Origin of the sequence: Chryseobacterium sp. MA9, from assembly GCF_024399315.1 — a bacterium.
GTDB lineage: Bacteria > Bacteroidota > Bacteroidia > Flavobacteriales > Weeksellaceae > Chryseobacterium.
This window is the reverse complement of the sequence record NZ_CP075170.1, coordinates 320,385-340,547: the sequence shown is the minus strand read 5'-3', so window position 1 is coordinate 340,547 and position 20,163 is coordinate 320,385. Positions and strand designations below refer to the sequence as shown.

Genomic DNA, 20,163 nt, shown 5'->3' with positions numbered 1-20,163 from the left:
ATCTTACCAGATAATTAGCAGTATAAGAAAATGAAAAACGATATTACATTCAAAGAATTAAAAGGCTCCGGCTATACCCATAAAACGATTAATGAGGAAATCCAGGCGAACCTGATTGCCAGGATTAAAGCTAAAGAACCCGTATTTGAAGGGCTTTGGGGCTATGAAGACACCGTGGTTCCACAATTGAAAAAAGCTATTCTTGCCGGCCACCACATCAATTTATTAGGTTTACGCGGACAGGCAAAAACAAGAATTGCAAGAAGCATGGTCAATCTACTGGATGAATACATGCCTATTGTAAAAGGATCAGAAATTAATGACAGTCCGTTTCATCCGATTTCAAAATTTGCCAAAGATCTCATTGCAGAACTGGGTGACGAAACCCCGATTTCATGGGTACACCGCTCTCACCGTTTCTATGAAAAACTGGCAACTCCGGATGTGAATGTTGCTGATTTAATTGGTGACATAGACCCTATTAAAGCAGCTACTTTAAAACTTCCTTATTCCGATGAACGTGTTTTACATTACGGAATGATTCCACGTGCTAACCGTTCTATTTTTGTTTTAAATGAACTGCCGGATTTACAGGCACGCATCCAGGTTTCCCTGTTTAATATTTTACAGGAAGGTGATATTCAGATCCGTGGATTTCAACTGAGAATGCCTCTTGATATTCAGTTCGTTTTCACAGCCAATCCAGAGGATTATACCAACAGAGGAAGTATTGTAACACCATTGAAAGACAGAATCGGATCACAGATTTTCACCCACTATCCAAAAACAATTGCTCTTGCCAGACAGATCACAGAACAGGAAGCCCTGATTTCTGCTGAAGATAAAGCACAGATACAGATTCCTGATCTGGCGAAAGATCTTTTGGAGGAAGTTGCTTTTGCAGCCCGTATCAGTGAATATGTAGATGCAAAAAGCGGTGTCAGTGCCCGTCTGACCATTAGTGCCATGGAGAATTTAATTGCAGCAGCCAAACTGCGTCTGATTGAATCCGGGGTTGAACAAACCACCGTCCGCCTGCTTGATTTTATGTCAATTATCCCATCCATCACAGGAAAAATTGAACTGGTCTATGAAGGAGAACAGGAAGGCGCAGATTATGTCGCCAAAATATTGATTGACAAAGCAGTTATGACCCAATTTGAAAGTATTTTCCCACGTATTTCCAAACTGGAAAAAGAAGGAATCAAGACTCCATACACCGATCTGATCAGATGGTTCAATAAAAATCATTTGGAACTTTATTACAATGATACTGATGAAGAGTTTTATTCTAAGCTTGATAAAATAGCTCCTCTGGCAGCCGTAGTGGAAGAAAATACCTCTGAGTTGAGCAAAGAAGACCAGAATTTCTGCAAAGAACTGGTGCTATGGGCATTAACCATAAGCAATAAAATTGATAAGTCTGAGAATCAAAATACTTTTACCTTTGATTCTCCGGGGATCGGACAATTCTTACGTAACTAAAATCAGTAAAATAATATAAAAATAAAACCTTCAGTTGATCTGAAGGTTTTTATATTTTAAAGAAACAAGAACAGTTTTATACCAAGTTGTCATTTTTAAGTACAGCAGAACCAAAAGGATTATCTATCAGCCACAGCCATTCACCGTCTTCATTTTTTTTCATAATACAGGAAGTATGACCTGTCATGTGTATTAAATGCCCGTCAGGAGCGGTTCCCGTCATTTCCCACTGATCAATCCACATCGCAAGATCATTCACAACGGTTACATGTGGAGTTTCGCCTTGTATATCCAGTTTTAGTCTGCAAATTTCATTCATTGCAAGCTCTATCTGGTTAAGTCCTCTCAGCTCTCTCCCATCTCTGTCTATGTAGACTGCTTCAGGGTGAAAACAACTTAATGCACCCGCTGCATCTCCATTCTTTATACAATAACGGAAATAGGCTACAGCGCCCACTTCTGTTTTTCGGTTAAAATTCTGCATTTACTTTAGATTTCTGGAAATTAATTCTTTTTCAAGTGCTTTCTTGTTTTTATTCCAGCTGTTCACGGCAAGACCTACAAATAATAGAGGCAACGCTGTAAAAAGTACCAAACCTTCGGTTACGGCACTATAAATCGAAATCCCTACCAGAGTGCCTAATATTATGGCATTGAGAATCTCGTTGGACTTGAATTTTCTTTTCTTCTCCAGCAGTTCCTGATCGCTTAGTTCTGATAATTCTTTTTCCATGGTTTGTTTTAGGTTTTTCAGTTATTCTCTATTTTAAAACGATAAAATTTATGATTTCTTTACCTATTTTTTTGAAAGCTAAAATACAATATTGTGGAGACATTTTTTAATTTCTTTTATTTGTAATTTATTTCATGCTGTCTGTTTCTGAAAATTTCAAAGCTTATGGAAGACAACCTGAATTCTATTTACAGAGTTATCAATTTCATAGAAAAGAATTATGATCGGCCTGTTTCTGTAAAGGAACTGGAAGATATCTCTCATTATTCTTACCGGAATATCCAGCGTATTTTTAAATACAGCTGCGGAGAAACAATAGGTGCTTTTCAGCAAAGGCTAAAGGTAGAAAATGCTTATAAGCGGATTCTTTATACTCAGGAAAACCTTACCACTATTGCTATTGAAGTAGGTTTTTCCAATATCGCTTCTTTTTCCAAAGCTTTTAAACAGCATTTCGGGATTTCTCCAAAAGCAGCAAGATTAAGTAAGGAAAAACTTTTGTGTGAAGAAGAGATCATTCCGATAACATCTGACGAACTGCTGGAACCGGAGATTGTTTACCTTAAACCACTGCAGGTTTACTATCAGAGTATTAAAACTTATTATAACAATGAAGAAATTGAAGTACTGTGGGAAAAATTCATGGAAAATGAGTTTCCCGATTCCGGAACAGAATATTTTGGTGTAATAGCAGATGAACCATTAATTAAAACTAAAATTAACTGCCGATATGATTCATGTGCTTCTGTACAGCCCATCAATAAAAAGCTGCCTTCAAAAACAATATTTGGAGGTAAATATGCCCGCTTTGCCCATACAGGCAGCTACGAAACAATAGATGAAACATACACTAAAATTTATTCCCGCTGGATTTTTAATTCTGGTCTTGAATTTTCACATTCTCCTATCATAGAAAAATACGAAAGACATGCTGAACAGGAAGAACAGCTGACTTATATTTTACTGCCTTTGAAGTAAATTGTCAATTTGGGACAAGTTTTCACATTTTTATCGATCTAATTTTGCCCTGTTAAAAATAGATCAATTATGCAAAAAAAGAAAATAATGTCCCTGTTATTACCAGCTCTTTTACTTTCATGCTCTCAGACAGAATTACCACAACCTCCAGGTACAACAAATCCAGGCACTGCTGTTTACAAAATGCCGGAAGAATCTGCAACACATGAAGGAACCTGGCTTCAATGGCCACACCAGTATCAATATGGAACCACCTACCGCAACCGGCTGGATGCAACCTGGGTGGCAATGACCAAAGAACTGGTACAGAGTGAAAAAGTTCATATCATTGCTTATGACAATATAGAAAAAAACCGTATCACAGGGTTATTAAACAGTGCCGGAGTTCCCCTTACCAATATCAATTTCAGACTTTATCAGACAGATGATTTCTGGATTAGAGATAATGGTCCTATTTACGTAAAGGATCAAAATGGCCAGTTATTCATTCAGGACTGGGGATTTAACGGCTGGGGTAATAAGGCGGATCACAGCAGATGTAATACAATTCCTTCAAAAATAGCGGCAGACACCAATATCCCGAAAATCAATCTCAATTCGGTGATGATCAATGAAGGCGGAAGTGTAGAAATTGACGGAAACGGAGTATTGATGGCATGTAAAAGTTCCATCCTTAATAACAACAGAAATCCGGGGATGACCCAACAGCAGGCAGAAGCCATATTTACTAAGAATTTAGGAGTGACTAAATTTATCTGGCTGAATGGAAAAGCAGGTCTGGATATTACCGATATGCATATTGACGGTTTTGCCCGATTCGCAAGTTCATCTACTATTATCACCATGAACCCTGATGATCTTAACTACTGGCAGGTTCCTGACGGCGACATTGATAAATTATATGATGCCACCACAAAAAATGGCTCTCCTTACCAGTTTGTAAAAGTTCCGTTAACCAGAAATGATGTGATAACCACTTACGGAAAAAATGTAGGCCGTGCTTCTTACATCAATTATTATATCGCAAACAACCGTGTATTGGTACCTAATTATAATGATCCGAATGATGCCGTTGCCAATAATATCATCCAACAGCTATATCCCGGTAAACAGGTTGTTGGAATAGACTGCCGTAACTTATTTGCCAATGGCGGTATGATACACTGTGTAACGCAGCAGCAGCCACAATAAATAGTCTTAAAAATAAAGCCTGCTCATTTTCAGCAGGCTTTACCGATAGAGAATGCCAGTCGCCAAAAAATAGCGTAAATTTGTCCTCCCCATCTTTGTAAGAGATGGCTTTCTATTGTAAGTATTATGAAAAAAACAGCACTTTCTTTATTCATTTTCCTGAATATTGTTTGTCAGGCACAAAATTTTGATGTAATTCCTTTAGGAATATATGGCGGTGAGCAGGAAGATAACTTATCTGCCTATCTGGTAGGCGCTCCAAAAGACAATGCATTTCTTTGCCTTGATGCCGGTACCGTAAATGCCGGAATACGAAAAGCGATTGAATTGAAAAGTCTTGAAGGATCCACAGAAACAGTTCTCAAGGATCAGATAAAGGGATATTTTGTATCACATGGTCATTTGGATCATTTATCCGGACTTATCATCAATTCCCCGGCAGATTCCAAAAAGGATATTTTCGCTATAGCTCCGGTAATTCAGATTTTGCAGAATCATTACTTTATCACTGATACCTGGATTAATTTTGCTGATCAGGGGCAGAAGCCTATCCTTGGAAAATACCATTATAATGAGCTTCAGGAAGGAAATGAAATCCCGGCACCCCAAACCCCATTTTTCATAACAGGCTATGGACTGAACCATGTAAACCCCTATAAAAGCAGTGCTGCGTTGGTAAGAAGAGATAATCACTACCTGCTTTATCTGGGAGATACAGGTGCAGACCGCATCGAAAAATCCGACCGTCTCGATAACCTGTGGAACACTATTGCTCCGCTTGTCAAAAAAAGACAGTTAAACACCATATTAATTGAAGTTTCTTTCCCAAACAGCCAGCCTGAACATCTGCTGTTCGGACACCTTACTCCTAACCTGCTGATTGAGGAACTGAGTAAGTTGAAAGAAAAAACCGGACAAAGCAGCCTTGAGGGACTCAACATTGTAGTTACTCATAGAAAACCAACTGGTGATAATCCCGAACTTATCAAAAAAGAACTGTTGAAAAACAATCCTCTGAAAGTAAATTATATTTTCCCTGAACAAGGCAAAAAGATTAGTTTACCATAAAAACAAATAAAAAGATGAAGCATATCTCTGTTTCATCTTTTTTATTTTCGATATTATCAAGCATTAAACAAATTCAACAAATTCAAAATCAATTACTTAAATCAAAATTATTAAAATTAATTAAATTTTTCATGCTTATATCAATTTAACATCGTAATATTGCAATATAAAAATAAAACAATGGGAGTTACTAAAACCGAAATCTATACTGAAGAACAAAATAAACTGGCTTCACTTCTTAAAGTTTTGGGACATCCGGCAAGAATAGCCATTTTACAGTATATCATCAATCAAAAAGCTTGCATCTGCAATGATCTTGTTGAAGAACTTGGATTGGCTCAGGCTACCATTTCTCAACATTTAAAAGAGCTGAAGAATATAGGAATCATCAAGGGTTCCATTGAAGGAAAGTCTGTATGCTACTGTATTAATGAAAGCATCTGGAAACAATTTCAAAACGAGTTTAACCTGTTTTTTAATCAGGATGTCACGATAAAACAATGCTGTTAAGGCATTTTTTTGAATACAATTATCGTAATATTGCAATATAACACTAAATAAATTTTAATCTAATGAAACTATCAGAAATCAAAGAAATTCTTCCGACACTGGAAAATGTAGAATTTCAATTGGAAAACGGCACTTTTGTTCCTGAGCATTTCCATGTAACAGAAGTGGGACAGATTGTAAAAAGATTCATTGATTGCGGCGGCGTAATCCGAAATGAGAAAGCAGTCAACTTCCAGCTATGGGATGCTGATGATTATGAACACCGTCTGAAACCGGGAAAACTGCTTCATATCATTCAACTTTCTGAAGAAAAACTGGGAATAGAAGATTCAGAAATTGAAGTAGAATATCAGGGAGAAACCATCGGTAAATATGATCTGGAATTTAACGGTAAAAATTTCGTCCTGAAAAGCAAAACGACAGCCTGTCTTGCTCAGGAAGCCTGTGGAATTCCTTCTGAAAAACAAAAGAAAAACCTTTCTGAATTATCTGCAAACCCAGCACCAGCTTGTAATCCGGCTTCAGGCTGCTGCTAATTAATCCTTATAAAATAGTATGTATCGAGAATTATTAAACACGGTTCAATCTTTACAATGGGAAAATATAGGGCCCCACAGAAAAGAGATTCTGGAACCATTGATAAGTTTTATCCAGCAAAAAGTAAATGAAGGAAAAGAAATTAATCTGAATTTTATCTGCACCCACAATTCACGCCGCAGTCATTTGGCGCAGGTTTGGGCACAGGCAGCGTCTGCTTTTTTTACAATTCCACAAGTTCATTGCTATTCCGGAGGCACGGAAACAACGGCATTATTCCCAAAGATAGCAGAAACTTTATCTGAACAAGGTTTTACAGTCTTCAGTATTGCAGAAACAGAAAATCCGGTGTATGCTATTAAATATAATGAAAATAGCCTGCCAGTTATTGGCTTTTCTAAAAAGTATAACAGCCCATTCAACCCTGTTTCAGGATTCGCAGCAATTATGACTTGTTCGCAGGCAGATGGCGGATGCCCATTTATTCCCGGTGCAGAAAAAAGAATTCCGATCACGTTTGAAGATCCTAAAATCTCAGATAATACCCCTGAGCAAAGAGCAGTATATGCTGAAAGAAGTTTACAAATTGCAGAAGAAATGTTCTATGTTTTTTCTAAAATAAAAAAATAATCATGCAGCCCAGATTAAAATTTCTTGACCGTTATCTTACCTTATGGATCTTTCTGGCTATGGGTATAGGGATTGCTTTGGGACACTTTTTCCCTTCCATTCCTACTATTATCAATTCGCAGTCTATAGGGACTACAAATATTCCATTGGCACTCGGGCTCATCCTTATGATGTATCCGCCATTGGCAAAGGTTGACTACTCTCTTCTGCCAATGGTATTTAAAGATAAAAAAGCAATCGGTGTTTCCTTATTTCTCAATTGGATCATCGGTCCGGTTCTGATGTTCGGTCTCGCGATCCTCTTTTTAAGGAATGAACCCGATTATATGGCAGGTCTGATTCTTATCGGGCTGGCAAGATGTATCGCTATGGTCATCGTCTGGAATGATCTGGCCAAAGGGAACCGGGAATATGCCGCTCTGCTGGTTGCTTTAAACAGTATCTTTCAGGTGTTTACTTATAGTTTTATGGTTTGGCTGTTCATCAATGTACTTCCCAATCAACTGGGGCTGGCCAGTTTCAATGTAAATGTTTCTATGAAGGATATTACAGAAAGTGTGCTGATCTACCTTGGAATTCCTTTCCTGGCAGGTTTTCTCAGCCGTTATTTTCTGATAAAATCTAAAGGTACAGAATGGTACAACAGAAAATTTGTTCCTCAAATATCTCCTGTTACGCTGTATGCCTTATTGTTTACAATCGTGTTGATGTTTAGCTTAAAAGGCTCCGGAATACTGGAATTACCCATGGATGCAGCTAAAGTAGCAGTACCACTTATTATCTATTTTATTCTTATGTTTTTCGTGAGCTTCATAATCAACAAAGCTTTAAAAATTACATATGATAAAAATGCATCTATTGCCTTTACAGCTACCGGAAACAATTTTGAACTGGCTATTGCAGTGGCCATTTCGGTATTTGGAATTCATTCACCACAGGCATTTGTAGGAGTGATTGGACCGCTGGTAGAAGTTCCGGTATTAATACTTCTGGTAAAAGCAGGTTTATTATTGAAAAGGAAATGGTATCATGAATAATCCAATAAACTGGATAAAAAGCATCACAGGAATAGTGATGCTTTTTATTATTCCGTCTTTGCAACAGATAGATATTTTTAAAAGTTTCATTGGTAACTAAATTTCATCAATAACAGATCTATTCTTCTCATCTTTCGAATTGACATAATCGTAAACAAAATACCATGTAAGGAAAAGGAATTTCCGTTGAATACCAAGCTCCCGTTGTTTTGATCTTGGCAATACGAAATCAAGCTTATTTCTATTTATCTCAAAACGATAAAATACTTTAGTTTGAAAATATGATCTGTCTCAACTGATCAATGATAGTTATGTCATTAATTATTCTTGTGATTACCTTCGAGCTGTGATACGTCACAATTTATATAAGGTTACTCATTCAATTAAGTTTTAAACAGATTATTTCATTAATATTCCCTTTTGTTATATAAAATATGGCCATTTTCCTTTCAAATAGCTATAATTTGATTAAATTTACGTCAATAATGTCTGCTGTTCAGACATCTTAAAAAATGCTCAGAAAAATCAGTATGAATAAAAAAAATGCCACAATATATGATATTTCCAATAAGCTCAACGTAAGTGTGGCAACTGTTTCGAGAGCATTGAATGATCATCCGAGAATAAGTGAGGCAACCAAAGAGCTGGTACGTAAAACGGCCAAGGAAATGAATTACAAGCAAAATAACCTTGCCAAAGCTTTAAAAAGTGGTGAAACCAAAAACGTTGGAATTATTGTTCCATATATCAATACCAATTTCTTTTCATCTGTGATCAGAGGCATCGAGGAAGAACTTTCTCCACTCGGCTATCATGTTATCATTTGTCAGAGCCATGAAGATGTCAATGTTGAAAAAAGACAGCTTAATACATTGCTGAATGCTCAGGTAGATGGTATTTTTATGTCCGTTTCCAAAACAACAACGGATATCAGCCATATTCAAAATATTATACATACTTCCAATACACCGGTTATCTTTTTTGACCGTAAAAAAGATATTTCAGGCATCAGTACAGTGACCATTGATGATTATCGTGGCGGATATATGGCTACAGAACATCTTATCAAAGAAGGTTATAAGAATATATGCCATTTTGCAGGGGATCTTAATCTTGAAATTTATCAAAACCGTCTCAATGGTTATAAACAGGCTTTAGCTGATCATCATCTTCCTGTAAAAGAGGATAATATTATTTTTACAGGCAGTTCTATTGAAGAAGGAACGGAAGCCATCAAAAAACTTTGGAGTAAAAAATCTGTTCCCGATGCTATATTTTCTTCCAGTGATTTTGCTGCGTTGGGTGCCTGTCAAGAATTGAAGAAACGAAATATTAAAATTCCTCAGGAAGTTGCTATTATCGGGTTTTCTAACGAACCTTTTACCCAGTTTATGGAGCTTCCGATCAGTTCTGTTGATCAGACACCTGTATTGATGGGGAAAATGGCGGGACAGGTATTTTTAGAAAGTGTAAAAGAAAACGGATCAGGAGTTTCTATTGAGAAAAAAGTTGTACTTACACCGCAGCTTTATATCAGAAAGTCATCGAAGAGAAAATAGTTTTCTTTACTATACAGATTAAATGGACTAAAACCTGCTCTTATTGAAATATATGATTGCAGTTCTTTATCGTAATCTTGCTCATGATTAATTGAGTTCAATTTTTAGAAAAAGAAAATACCTCCTAGCAATCTAGAAAGCATTTTCAACCCTAATTAATATTTATATTAAAAAAACATTTTATAAACTAACGCCTCTTCTCCAGGGAATAAAATCGTTTTGATTTAAAATAGCTGCCTTTGTTTTTATTTCTCCGCTGGCTACTTTAATAATATATTCCAGCAGTTCTTGAGCCTTTTCGTCAATTGTCTTTTCACCTGTGATTACATCGCCTGTATTGAAGTCGATAATATCCGGCATTCTTTCTGAAAGTGAGGTGTTAGACGATATTTTCACTACAGGAGCTACAGGATTTCCGGTAGGAGTTCCAAGGCCCGTTGTAAATAGTACGATATTAGAGCCTGAGCCCACAAGGGCTGTTGTACACTCTACATCATTTCCGGGTGTACAAAGTAAATTCAATCCGGGTTTCTTAATGTATTCCGTAAAATCAAGAACATCATTGATGGGTGATGAACCTCCTTTTTTAGCCGCTCCTGCAGATTTCATGGCATCAGTGATCAACCCGTCTTTAATATTCCCCGGTGACGGATTCATATCAAAACCAGATCCTGCAGCAACGACTGATTCTTCAAAATCTTTCATCAATTGTAAAAATCGTTCCGCATCTTTTTCATTAACGCAACGGTTCACCAGTTCCTGCTCTACTCCGCACAATTCCGGGAACTCTGAAAGAATGGTTGCACCACCAATTCCAGCCATTAAATCTGAAAGCTGCCCTAAAACCGGATTGGCAGAAATTCCTGAAAAGCCATCTGACCCGCCACATTCTAATCCTAATACCAGTTTTGAAACAGAAGCAGGTTTTCTTTGAATCTCATTGGCTTTCTTAATCGCTTCATAAGAATCTTTGATAATCCCGCTCAGCATTTCATCTACTGTTCCGGATTTTTGCTGTTCGTAAACAATGATTGGCTTTTTATTTTCAGGATTAATCTTTTCCAAAGCATCTTTGAAAATCTGAACCTGAAGATTCTGACATCCCAGACTTAAAACGGTTGCTCCGGCTACATTCGGATTATTGACATATCCTGCCAATAAACGTCCCAAAGCTTCGGCATCCTGACGAATTCCGCCACAGCCGCCCTGATGAGTAATAAATTTAACTTCAATATTTTTAAAAATTCTTTCATTCTGATCTTCTTCAGCGATAATTTCCGTATCTGAATTATTAATCAGAGATCTCAACAATAGCTGATGTTTTGTTACTTTTTCAAATAAAAGTTCTTTTTCAAAAACATCTTTTAAAATCTCCACATTTCTGTTTTCACAAAAAACCAGAGGAAAAAACAGCCATACATTTTCCGTTCCTACCTGTCCGTCTTCTCTGTGATATCCCATGAATGTTCTGTTTTTCCATTCATCAACGTTAGGGGCTATCCAGGCAGTGGTTTCTGTTTTACCTTCTACTTTTGCGCTTTGATGTTTTACGTTTTCAGTAGTAATTACTTCACCTTTTTGAATCGGCTTGCTGGCCTTTCCAACCAAAACTCCATACATTATGACGGCATCCCCTGATGAAAGATCTTCCGTGACAAACTTATGTTTGGCTTTTGTATTTTTTATTATTTCATAGGTAAGTTGATCCAAAGTAACCGTTTCACCCTGCATAAGATCCACCAGAGCTACAGCTACATTATCTTTGGGATTTACTTTCAGTACTTTCTTTTGCATGGTTTTTAAGAATAGAATTGAACAAAATTATAGTAAGCTGTTTCCAGATCGTGATGATCTATTTCCCACAGGGCTTTCTCCACCGCGTCTTTCAAGCCTTCAATCTGAGTCAGATCTGTATCCCAGAAAGATTTTTCACTTAAGGCAAGTTCTGCTACTCGTTTATAATCATTTGTCAACCAGATTTCTTTGAATCGATTGATAATTGTCGCTTCATCATTCAATGGAAGAGATTTGTCTTCAAAATTTCCATGATAAAATCTGATGAGTGTTGCTAAGGAGAACGTTAAATTGAGCGGTAATTTTTGATTGGTTTCAACATACCCCAACAAACTTGGAAGGATTCTCACCTTAAATTTAGAGACAAAATACAAAGCAATACTTTCCAAATGATGCTTAATAAAAGGGTTTCTAAACCTGTCAAAAACTTCTTCAGCAAAATTTTTCAATTCATTTTCATCCAGTCCTAAGGTTGGGTTAACTTCATTGAAAATTGCATCTTTTAAAAACTTTCCGATGAACGGGTTGTCAATGGATTCCTTTACCGTTTCTTTTCCTGATAAAATGGCCGGAGCCAGCATCAAAGTATGTCCTCCGTTCAGGATTCTTACTTTTCTCAGACGATAAGGCTGGATATTGTCTACTATAAGAATCTGCTCATTAATTTGATCAAAAGGTATTCTTTCCTTTAAATTCTTAATATCCTGAATGACAAAAAGTAAAAATACTTCAGAAACCACCATCATCTGATCTTCATAATCCAACTGCTCTTCATACATTTCTGCATCGTCTTTAGGATAGCCCGGAACAATTCTGTCTACCAATGTATTGTGGAAGTAATTAGATTGTTCAAGCCATTGTGCAAAACTGTCATCTAAATTCCATAGTTGAGCATATTGAAGAATGATATCTTTTAAAGCAAAAGCATTATCCTCAATAAGTTCGCAAGGAATGATTCTTAACCCTTTTTCCGGTTCACCATTGAAATGTTTAAATCTCTCATATAGTAAAACCGTCAGTTTCGCTGGAAAGTTTTTATGGGGTCCGGCATATTGATCTTCAGTTTCATCATAAGCAATTCCGGTCTCTGTGGTATTGGAAAAGATAAATTCAAGCTCTTCTTCTTTTGCCAGATCTAAAAATTCATCATATTGTGCATAAGGATTTATTGATTTCTGAATAGACGAAATCACTTGTTTTTCATCAATAATTTTACCTTTTTTTATTCCTCTTGTAAAAAGAGTGTACAGATTATCCTGTTCTTCCAACTTGTGAACAGAACCTCCCGGTGTAGGCTGAACATTTACAATTCCTGCATTGAAACCTGCTTTTTTATTTAATTGATCAATAATATAATCTGTAAATCCTCTCATGAAATTTCCCCCTCCAAACTGTACGATTTTAATCGGAAGCTTTTCCTGAGAACCATTGAATTTTCGATTTAATTTTTGTTTTATCTGATTTTCCATTTTTTTAATCTTGATATATTTTTGAATTGTAATGCAAAGCTGCAAAGACCAGTAACATTGCGCATAATTTCGTTCGCAAATGCTTTTACCCGGCTGAAAAGCCTGGTGTACCTTCTGTTGATCTTTTATTTTATCACTTTATATTTCGGGACCAGTGTTTTCATAATGCTCCATGCAATAAGGTAAGCCACTGCGCATACAGAGAAAATAATCATATATCCCTTATCAATTCCATCGGAAATAATAGCTCCTGATTTTTCCAGATCGTGAAGAAAATTCTCCGGCAAACGTTCATTGATGTATTGTGGATACTTTTCCAGTAAAGGTGTTCCGTCAACAGTAGTCCATGCTTTATGAGCATGATCAAATAACACTCCCGATGATTTATTGATTAAAAAGGAGCCGATTCCTCCTGCCATTCCACCGATTCCTGTAATGGTAGCAATGGCTTTTTTGGGAAACATATCGCCTACCGTTGAGAAAATATTTGCTGACCAAGCCTGATGAGCCGCTCCTGCTACTCCAATGATCAATACCGGAATCCAATATGAAACAGAACCTAAAGGTTGTGCTAAAAGAGCCAGCAAGGGGAAAAATGCAAATATCAGCATCGCTTTCATTCTTCCTGAATAGGCATTCATTCCTTTTTTCTCTACGAAATACTTAGGAAGCCATCCTCCGATAATAGACAATAAAGTGATCATATAGAGAACAAATAATGGCAAGGCACTTTGTGTAGAATCCATTTTGTAAACAGAACTAAGATAAGCCGGTGTCCAGAAAAGGAAAAACCACCAGATACCGTCTGTCATAAACTTTCCGAAAGCAAAAGCCCAGGTTTGTCTGTAACTAAAGCATTCCCTGAAAGAAAATCTCTTTTCTGATGCTGATAAACCCTCCGCCGCAAAATCATCCTGATCCTGCTGAATATAGGTAAGTTCATGTTCATTTACTTTATGATGATCTTGTGGTTTTTTATAATAAAACACCCAAAGCCCCATCCATACAAAACCTAAAGCCCCAATGATGATAAATGCCCACTCCCAGCCCATAGATTTTGCAATAAAAGGAATGGTAACCGGTGCAGCCAAAGCTCCAACCGTTGCACCAGCATTAAAAATACTGGTAGCCAGTGCTCTGTCTTTTTTAGGAAAATATTCTGCTGTAGTCTTTATTGCGGCAGGAAAATTTCCGGCTTCCCCCACTGCCAGAACGAAACGGGCAAAAATAAACAATGTGACACTGGTACTGATAATTGCACCAATATTATCTACTCTTCCAATGATATCTTTGGATTCTTCAAAGCTTACGAGCCAGTTTCCTGTAAGAACCCCTGAGGTAGTAATACCACAGAAAGCATGAACAACAGCTCCTATAGACCAGATTCCTATAGCCCATAGAAAACCTTTTTTGGTGTCCATCCAGTCTACAAACTTCCCTGCGAAGAGCATACTTACTGCATAGAAAATAGAAAATAATGCAGTGATATTCCCATAGTCATTATTATTCCAGTGAAACTCCGGAGCAATGAAATCTTTCCAGGTGAGTGACAGTACCTGCCGATCCATATAATTGATGGTCGTTGCAATAAAAAGAAGCATACAGATCGTCCATCTGAAGTTACTCGGTTTCGGGGATATTTCTTTTTTCATATCAATCGTTAATAGTATTGATTTTTATTGATTTTAACAACAAAACGGAGCAAAAACCCCTTATCCATGCTATTTTAGCGCAGAGATAATTAATTTTTTAAACCATTTGAATTTGATAAGGGATTAACAAATAATTAGATTGAATATTATTTTCTGTTTGGTCTCTAATTCATCTTTCTGAGTTCCCTTTATTGTCTGGTTAAAGTGATAATCCAGTTATCTTAGTTCTTTAATAATCAGTATTGAATGAGCTACAGCTTCTGTAATTTTTGCATAATCATATTCTCCATTTTCATTTTTCATAAACAGCTGTGAACCCAGCCCTACGCAATAAGCACCAGCAGAAATCCATTCACTAATGTTTTCTTTCGCAGGAATTACTCCGCCCGTAGGCATTATGTTTGACCATGGCATCGGACCTTTCACAGCCTTGATGAATTCCGGACCACCTACCTGCGTTGCCGGAAAAATCTTCACAATTTCTGCTCCGAGTTCTTCAGCATAGGAAATTTCGGAAACAGAGCCGCAACCCGGAATCCACGCAATTTTTCTTCGGTTGCAAACCTTTGCTACTTCAGGGTTTAATGAAGGAGCCACAATAAAGTTTGCTCCATTCTGGATGTATAAAGAAGCTGTTGCCGAATCAAGGACAGATCCAATTCCCAGGATCATTTCAGGAATTTCCCTGCCTGCATATTTCACCAGTTCTGCAAAAACCTCGTGGGCAAAATCTCCTCTGTTTGTAAATTCAAAAACTCGGGCACCTCCATCGAAACAAGCTTTTACAATTTTCTTGCAAACATCAATATCTGCGTGATAAAATACAGGGACAATCCCTGTTTGCTTTGCCATTAAGGTGACTTCTATTCTATTAAATCTTGCCATAATTATCTTTTTATTCTTCCTCCTGAATTTCCGTTCATCACTTCCAGAATATCTTCCACACTTGCATAATTGATATCTCCTGGAATGGTATGCTTGACAGCACAGGCTGCATTGGCAAAACTCAAGGCTTTTTTATGATCAAAATTCTTTAAACCATAGATCAATCCTGCAGCAAAAGCATCTCCGGTTCCAATTCTGTCTACAACAGGGTTAATTTCAAGAAAATCAGTTTCAAAATAGGATTCATCTACCCATGCTCTTCCCTGAGTTTGCTGAGTGCTTGCCGTAACACCAATTCTTATTTTATCAAAAACCTTATGAACAGAAGGAATCTGTTGCTTTAATTCTCTACAGGCTTCAATGAAACCCTCTTTGTCTGACGAAAACTGAGTCCCGAGAATTTCATTGATTTCATTCACTCCTCCAATAAAAATTGTGGAATAAGAAACCAGTTCTTTAAGTACTTCATCCCCTTTTTTACCGTATTTCCAGAGATTAGAACGATAAGCAGGATCTGTAGAAATCTCAATTTCCATATTCTGAGCGGTTTTCAGACCTTGTTTCAATGCTTTGTAAGCAGATTCGGAAATTCCGGGACTGATTCCTGTCCAGTGAAAATATTCACAGTCTTCAAGCAAATTTTCCCAGTTTATATTTTCAGGATTGATATTGGCAAAAGAGCCATTCAATCTGTTGTAAGCAATTCTGCTGGCACGGACTGATGAACCTACCTCAAGAAAATACAGTCCTAAGGGATATTCATTTTTATTAATGAAAGTGGTATCAATTCCAAAGCTTTGAATGAAAGAAACTGCAGATTCCCCTACAAAATCATCCGAGACACAACTGATATGTCTTACTTCGCAGCCCATTGTTGCTAGTGAAGAAGCAACGTTCAGCTCAGTTCCTCCGAAAAAGAATTCCATTTCGTTGCTTTGTTTCATCATTCTGTTTCCAGGTGGGGAAAGTCTCATGATCACTTCACCGAATGTGACTATTTTACCCATAACATTTCAATTAAAAATCAAAATAATTTTTCGCATTATGGTAGCAGATATCTGAAATGGTCTTCCCGATCAGTTCTATATCATCTGGCAATTCACCGTTTTTCATTTCTTCACCGAAGAGATTACACAATACTCTTCTGAAATATTCATGTCTCGGATAAGAAAGGAAACTTCTGGAGTCTGTCAGCATTCCTACAAAACAGCTTATTAATCCCATATTGGAAAGGGCATTCATCTGTTTGATCATCCCGTCTTTCTGGTCAAGGAACCACCATCCGGAGCCAAACTGTACTTTTCCTTTGATGCTCCCATCATTGAAATTCCCGATCATCGTTGCAAAAATTTCGTTATCCGCAGGATTTAAATTGTATAAAATAGTTTTTGTCAGTTTATCCTTCCCATCTAAAGTGTTTAAAAATTTAGATAACGTTTCCGCCTGTACAAAATCACCGATTGAATCCCAGCCAGTATCCGGTCCCAAAATCCTGTGCATTCTTTCATTATTATTTCTCAAGGCTCCTAAATGAAATTGCTGAACCCATCCATATTGATGATAGGCCTCGCCAAGGAATAATAGAATAGCCGTTTTATACTGGTTAACCTGCTTTTCTGCAATTACGTTTCCTGCTAATTTATCATTGAAAATAGCATTTACTTCTGCTTCTGTAGCTTCTTCAAAAGAGATATTGTTCAAGCCATGATCACACAGTCTGCATCCGTTTTCGTGGAAATATTCTATCCTTTTCATCAAAGCATCACATAAAGTCTGATAAGAATTGATTTCAATACCTGCTGATACTCCCAGTTTTGCGATGTAATCTGCAAAGTTGTGATTTTCAATCAGAATTGCCTTATCAGGACGGAATGCTGTGCTTACTTTGATGCTGAAATCACTTTTCGCCAGATCCTGATGATAGTTCAAAATATCTGTAGGATCTTCTGTGGTGCACAAAGATTCTACATTCATCATTTTCAACAGGCCTCTGGTAGATTTCTCAGGAGTTTGAAGCTGAGAGGTAATGTTTTCATAGATTTCAGATGCATTGTCACCATTCAAAAGTTCATCAATTCCGAAATATCTTTTTAATTCCAGGTGAGTCCAGTGATACAGAGGATTTCTCAAAGTATACGGAACTGTTTTTGCCCACGCTTCAAATTTTTCTTTGTCTGAAGCATCTCCTGTGATAAATTTTTCATTGACACCCATCGTTCTCATGGCTCTCCATTTGTAGTGATCGCCAGCAATCCAAACTTTGGAGATATTATCAAAAACAGTGTCTTCTGCAATATCCTTAGGAATCAAATGATTGTGATAATCTATGATAGGCTGCTTTTCTGCAAATCTGAAGTAAAGTTCTTCAGCGTATTTATTTTGTAATAAAAATTGGTCTGTTATAAAAGGTTTCATTTTTTGTTTAATCAGTTGTTATTCATTAGCAGGTTTTCCAATGGTAGCAAGGATTCCTCCATCCACATAAATAATCTGCCCGTTGATGAATCTGCTTGCATCTGAAGCAAGGAAAATCGCAGTTCCGGCAAGGTCTTCCGGATTACCCCATCTTCCTTCAGGAGTTCTGCTGATGATAAAATCATTGAAAGGATTTCCATCCACGCGGATGGGCTCTGTTTGAGAAGTCGCAAAATATCCGGGACCAATTCCGTTCACTTGAATATTATGTTTTGCCCACTCTGTTGCCAGATTTTTGGTAAGCATTTTAAGTCCCCCTTTTGCAGAAGCATAAGCTACAACATTATCACGCCCCAGCTCACTCATCATAGAGCAGATGTTTATAATCTTTCCGGATTTTCTTTTGATCATATATTTTCCGATTAATTTCGACATGATAAAAGGTCCGGTAAGGTCTACATCAATTACTTTTCTAAAGTCTTCCACTTCCATATCAATAGCCGGAATACGTTTGATAATTCCGGCATTATTGACAAGAATGTCTATTTTTCCATGAGTAGCTTCCATTAAAGCTACTTTCTGAGCGGCTTCCAGTTCATCCGTCACATCAAAAATATAGCCTGTGGCTTTATACCCTTTTTCATGATAATAATTCAATGCTTCTTCAAGTTTTGATGGCGTTGTACTGGTGACTGCCAGTTCAGCACCTGCCGCGGCAAGCCCTTCTGCCATTGCCATTCCTAACCCGTGAGTACCGCCGGTAACGACAGCTATCTTGCCGGATAAATCAAATAAATTCATTGGAAAAGTTACTTTAGTTCGTTTGTTTTAATGCCGTCCATATCACCATAGTCCATATTTTCTCCGGCCATGCCCCAGATAAAAGTATAATGGGCTGTCCCTACTCCAGAGTGAATAGACCATTCCGGAGACAACACTGCCTGCCTGTTCGTCATAAACAGATGGCGGGTTTCATGAGACTGTCCCATAAAATGGCTTACTGTCTGCCCTTCTTCCAGATCAAAATAGAAATAAGCTTCCATTCTTCTGGTGTGGGTATGAGCAGGCATTGTATTCCAGACACTTCCCAGATGAAGCTCAGTCATACCCATTTGAAGCTGGCAGGTTTCTAAAACAGAGTTGACAATCAGTTTGTTGATTGTACGCTTATTGGCATACTTTTCATCTCCCAGCTCCACAATTTCTGCTTCATTTTTTGTAATTTTCTTTGTAGGATATGTATGATGCGCCGGAGCCGAATTGATATAGAAATAAGGCTGTTCTTCACCTGTTTTCTCAAAGATTACTTCCTTAGCTCCTTTTCCAATGTATAAAGCTTCTTTATTTCTAAGATCATATACATTTCCATCTACAGTTACTTTTCCTGCACCTCCTACATTAATGATTCCCAGTTCTCTCCTGTCCAGAAAATTTTCTGCCTTCAGATCATCGGTAGGTACCAGTTTTAAAGCTTTTGATATGGGCATTGCACCTCCTACAATAAGCCTGTCATACATAGAATAGACCAGTTTTATATTATCCCCATTGAATAAATCATCGATCAGAAACTCCCTCCTGAGATCTTCTGTGGTATATTTTTTTACATCTTCAGGATGATGGGCGTAACGAAATTCTGATTGTGTCATACTACTATTTTTACTTTTACTTTTTTGCGGTTTTCTCAAACCCGTTAAACATAATGTAATCGATTGCATAAAATTACACTAAAATTGCAGAAATACTTGTGGGATAAATATATAATTAATCTTTAATTAGTTAACAAAAAATTAATTTTATTTTAAAAGTCTTTGATTATCAAATAAATAAAATTTAAAATCAAAGGAAAATTTAGAAAAAAAAGAAAATAAAAACTAAATAAAAATACCCAAAATAAGGGAGTAACTCGACTTAAAATATAAAACCGTGCCAAAAAACATGTAAAATAACAAATACTATATTGATTAAAATAAGATTAATTTAATACACATATGATATATAATAATAAATATTACTAAAAATAACAAAATACACAGGCAATGATAATTCCAAAAAGATGACAAAAATCAGAAAATGAGTAAAATTTTTCTTCTTGAGTATAAATTTCGGGAATTTTTATGCTCAAAAATAGACTTCTTTTTAAGCAATTTTTAAATTTTAAAATAATTAAACACTCCAGAAATTAATTTTTTTCAAAGCTTTTTGAAGCAACTTTATATAGGT

19 protein-coding genes are annotated in these 20,163 nt (G+C 36.8%); 9 read left to right on the top strand and 10 right to left on the bottom strand.

Features of this window, described 5'->3' with window-relative positions; translation table 11 throughout:
- The first annotated feature begins 30 nt into the window (after positions 1-30).
- Positions 31-1,485, top strand: coding sequence for a sigma 54-interacting transcriptional regulator (locus KIK00_RS01500; RefSeq protein ID WP_255814810.1), 1,455 nt, complete (start codon positions 31-33; stop codon positions 1,483-1,485).
- 76 nt (positions 1,486-1,561) lie between these two features.
- Here KIK00_RS01500 and KIK00_RS01495 read toward each other — a convergent pair whose 3' ends face one another.
- Both KIK00_RS01495 and KIK00_RS01490 read right to left on the bottom strand, forming a co-directional pair.
- Positions 1,562-1,969 carry a DUF4440 domain-containing protein gene (locus KIK00_RS01495; RefSeq protein ID WP_255814809.1) on the bottom strand — a complete coding sequence of 136 codons (408 nt, stop codon included), beginning with the start codon at positions 1,967-1,969 and terminating at the stop codon, positions 1,562-1,564.
- A complete protein-coding gene (locus tag KIK00_RS01490) occupies positions 1,970-2,218 on the bottom strand; it encodes an FUSC family protein (RefSeq protein ID WP_255814808.1) in 249 nt (82 codons plus the stop codon).
- 165 nt (positions 2,219-2,383) lie between these two features.
- On the opposite strand from KIK00_RS01490, the gene KIK00_RS01485 reads away from it, so the two are divergent.
- The 8 genes from KIK00_RS01485 to KIK00_RS01450 all read left to right on the top strand — a co-directional run bounded on the left by KIK00_RS01485 (position 2,384) and on the right by KIK00_RS01450 (position 9,728).
- On the top strand, positions 2,384-3,196 hold the full coding sequence (locus KIK00_RS01485) for a GyrI-like domain-containing protein (RefSeq protein WP_255814807.1): 813 nt from the start codon (positions 2,384-2,386) through the stop codon (positions 3,194-3,196).
- Positions 3,197-3,283: 87 nt separating this feature from the next.
- The gene (locus tag KIK00_RS01480) at positions 3,284-4,387 is read left to right on the top strand and encodes an agmatine/peptidylarginine deiminase (protein ID WP_255814806.1); all 1,104 of its coding nucleotides are present in this window, start codon (positions 3,284-3,286) and stop codon (positions 4,385-4,387) included.
- A gap of 126 nt (positions 4,388-4,513) precedes the next feature.
- Entirely contained in the window at positions 4,514-5,455 is a 942-nt protein-coding gene (locus KIK00_RS01475; protein ID WP_255814805.1) for a 3',5'-cyclic-nucleotide phosphodiesterase, read from the top strand.
- Positions 5,456-5,635: 180 nt separating this feature from the next.
- Positions 5,636-5,965, top strand: a complete 330-nt coding sequence (locus KIK00_RS01470; protein ID WP_255814804.1) for a helix-turn-helix transcriptional regulator — start codon at positions 5,636-5,638, stop codon at positions 5,963-5,965.
- A gap of 62 nt (positions 5,966-6,027) precedes the next feature.
- A complete protein-coding gene (locus KIK00_RS01465) occupies positions 6,028-6,501 on the top strand; it encodes a DUF6428 family protein (RefSeq protein ID WP_255814803.1) in 474 nt (157 codons plus the stop codon).
- Between the two features lie 19 nt (positions 6,502-6,520).
- A complete protein-coding gene (locus KIK00_RS01460; RefSeq protein ID WP_255814802.1) occupies positions 6,521-7,132 on the top strand; it encodes a low molecular weight phosphatase family protein in 612 nt (203 codons plus the stop codon).
- Between the two features lie 2 nt (positions 7,133-7,134).
- Positions 7,135-8,169: an ACR3 family arsenite efflux transporter gene (gene arsB / locus KIK00_RS01455; RefSeq protein ID WP_255814801.1), complete on the top strand. Its 1,035-nt coding sequence runs from the start codon at positions 7,135-7,137 to the stop codon at positions 8,167-8,169.
- Between the two features lie 530 nt (positions 8,170-8,699).
- Positions 8,700-9,728, top strand: a complete 1,029-nt coding sequence (locus KIK00_RS01450) for a LacI family DNA-binding transcriptional regulator (protein ID WP_255814800.1) — start codon at positions 8,700-8,702, stop codon at positions 9,726-9,728.
- A gap of 180 nt (positions 9,729-9,908) precedes the next feature.
- Here the strand turns inward: KIK00_RS01450 and KIK00_RS01445 are convergent, their stop codons facing one another.
- The 8 genes from KIK00_RS01445 to kduI form a co-directional block, all read right to left on the bottom strand.
- Positions 9,909-11,522, bottom strand: coding sequence for a UxaA family hydrolase (locus KIK00_RS01445; RefSeq protein ID WP_255814799.1), 1,614 nt, complete (start codon positions 11,520-11,522; stop codon positions 9,909-9,911).
- Between the two features lie 5 nt (positions 11,523-11,527).
- On the bottom strand, positions 11,528-12,991 hold the full coding sequence (locus KIK00_RS01440; protein WP_255814798.1) for a tagaturonate reductase: 1,464 nt from the start codon (positions 12,989-12,991) through the stop codon (positions 11,528-11,530).
- A 125-nt stretch (positions 12,992-13,116) separates the two neighbouring features.
- Entirely contained in the window at positions 13,117-14,643 is a 1,527-nt protein-coding gene (locus tag KIK00_RS01435; RefSeq protein ID WP_255814797.1) for an MFS transporter, read from the bottom strand.
- A 216-nt stretch (positions 14,644-14,859) separates the two neighbouring features.
- On the bottom strand, positions 14,860-15,528 hold the full coding sequence (locus KIK00_RS01430) for a bifunctional 4-hydroxy-2-oxoglutarate aldolase/2-dehydro-3-deoxy-phosphogluconate aldolase (RefSeq protein WP_255814796.1): 669 nt from the start codon (positions 15,526-15,528) through the stop codon (positions 14,860-14,862).
- 2 nt (positions 15,529-15,530) lie between these two features.
- Complete coding sequence (locus KIK00_RS01425) at positions 15,531-16,535, bottom strand: sugar kinase (protein ID WP_255814795.1); 1,005 nt, start codon at positions 16,533-16,535, stop codon at positions 15,531-15,533.
- A 10-nt stretch (positions 16,536-16,545) separates the two neighbouring features.
- Positions 16,546-17,943, bottom strand: a complete 1,398-nt coding sequence (uxaC, locus tag KIK00_RS01420; RefSeq protein WP_255814794.1) for a glucuronate isomerase — start codon at positions 17,941-17,943, stop codon at positions 16,546-16,548.
- 18 nt (positions 17,944-17,961) lie between these two features.
- Positions 17,962-18,744 (bottom strand): gluconate 5-dehydrogenase, encoded by a 783-nt coding sequence (locus tag KIK00_RS01415; protein ID WP_255814793.1) that lies wholly within the window; start codon positions 18,742-18,744, stop codon positions 17,962-17,964.
- An 8-nt stretch (positions 18,745-18,752) separates the two neighbouring features.
- Positions 18,753-19,589, bottom strand: a complete 837-nt coding sequence (gene kduI / locus KIK00_RS01410) for a 5-dehydro-4-deoxy-D-glucuronate isomerase (RefSeq protein ID WP_255814792.1) — start codon at positions 19,587-19,589, stop codon at positions 18,753-18,755.
- Positions 19,590-20,163 lie beyond the last annotated feature (574 nt).

Excerpts from the sequence above, each read along its gene's own strand:
- KIK00_RS01430 (WP_255814796.1), bottom strand. The coding sequence starts at position 15,528 with ATGGCAAGATTTAATAGAATAGAAGTCACCTTAATGGCAAAGCAAACA.
- kduI (WP_255814792.1), bottom strand. The coding sequence starts at position 19,589 with ATGACACAATCAGAATTTCGTTACGCCCATCATCCTGAAGATGTAAAA.
- KIK00_RS01445 (WP_255814799.1), bottom strand. The coding sequence starts at position 11,522 with ATGCAAAAGAAAGTACTGAAAGTAAATCCCAAAGATAATGTAGCTGTA.
- KIK00_RS01485 (WP_255814807.1), top strand. The coding sequence starts at position 2,384 with ATGGAAGACAACCTGAATTCTATTTACAGAGTTATCAATTTCATAGAA.
- KIK00_RS01415 (WP_255814793.1), bottom strand. The coding sequence starts at position 18,744 with ATGAATTTATTTGATTTATCCGGCAAGATAGCTGTCGTTACCGGCGGT.
- KIK00_RS01470 (WP_255814804.1), top strand. The coding sequence starts at position 5,636 with ATGGGAGTTACTAAAACCGAAATCTATACTGAAGAACAAAATAAACTG.
- KIK00_RS01480 (WP_255814806.1), top strand. The coding sequence starts at position 3,284 with ATGTCCCTGTTATTACCAGCTCTTTTACTTTCATGCTCTCAGACAGAA.
- arsB (WP_255814801.1), top strand. The coding sequence starts at position 7,135 with ATGCAGCCCAGATTAAAATTTCTTGACCGTTATCTTACCTTATGGATC.
- KIK00_RS01465 (WP_255814803.1), top strand. The coding sequence starts at position 6,028 with ATGAAACTATCAGAAATCAAAGAAATTCTTCCGACACTGGAAAATGTA.
- KIK00_RS01425 (WP_255814795.1), bottom strand. The coding sequence starts at position 16,535 with ATGGGTAAAATAGTCACATTCGGTGAAGTGATCATGAGACTTTCCCCA.
- KIK00_RS01490 (WP_255814808.1), bottom strand. The coding sequence starts at position 2,218 with ATGGAAAAAGAATTATCAGAACTAAGCGATCAGGAACTGCTGGAGAAG.
- KIK00_RS01460 (WP_255814802.1), top strand. The coding sequence starts at position 6,521 with ATGTATCGAGAATTATTAAACACGGTTCAATCTTTACAATGGGAAAAT.
- KIK00_RS01440 (WP_255814798.1), bottom strand. The coding sequence starts at position 12,991 with ATGGAAAATCAGATAAAACAAAAATTAAATCGAAAATTCAATGGTTCT.
- KIK00_RS01450 (WP_255814800.1), top strand. The coding sequence starts at position 8,700 with ATGAATAAAAAAAATGCCACAATATATGATATTTCCAATAAGCTCAAC.
- uxaC (WP_255814794.1), bottom strand. The coding sequence starts at position 17,943 with ATGAAACCTTTTATAACAGACCAATTTTTATTACAAAATAAATACGCT.
- KIK00_RS01495 (WP_255814809.1), bottom strand. The coding sequence starts at position 1,969 with ATGCAGAATTTTAACCGAAAAACAGAAGTGGGCGCTGTAGCCTATTTC.
- KIK00_RS01435 (WP_255814797.1), bottom strand. The coding sequence starts at position 14,643 with ATGAAAAAAGAAATATCCCCGAAACCGAGTAACTTCAGATGGACGATC.
- KIK00_RS01475 (WP_255814805.1), top strand. The coding sequence starts at position 4,514 with ATGAAAAAAACAGCACTTTCTTTATTCATTTTCCTGAATATTGTTTGT.
- KIK00_RS01500 (WP_255814810.1), top strand. The coding sequence starts at position 31 with ATGAAAAACGATATTACATTCAAAGAATTAAAAGGCTCCGGCTATACC.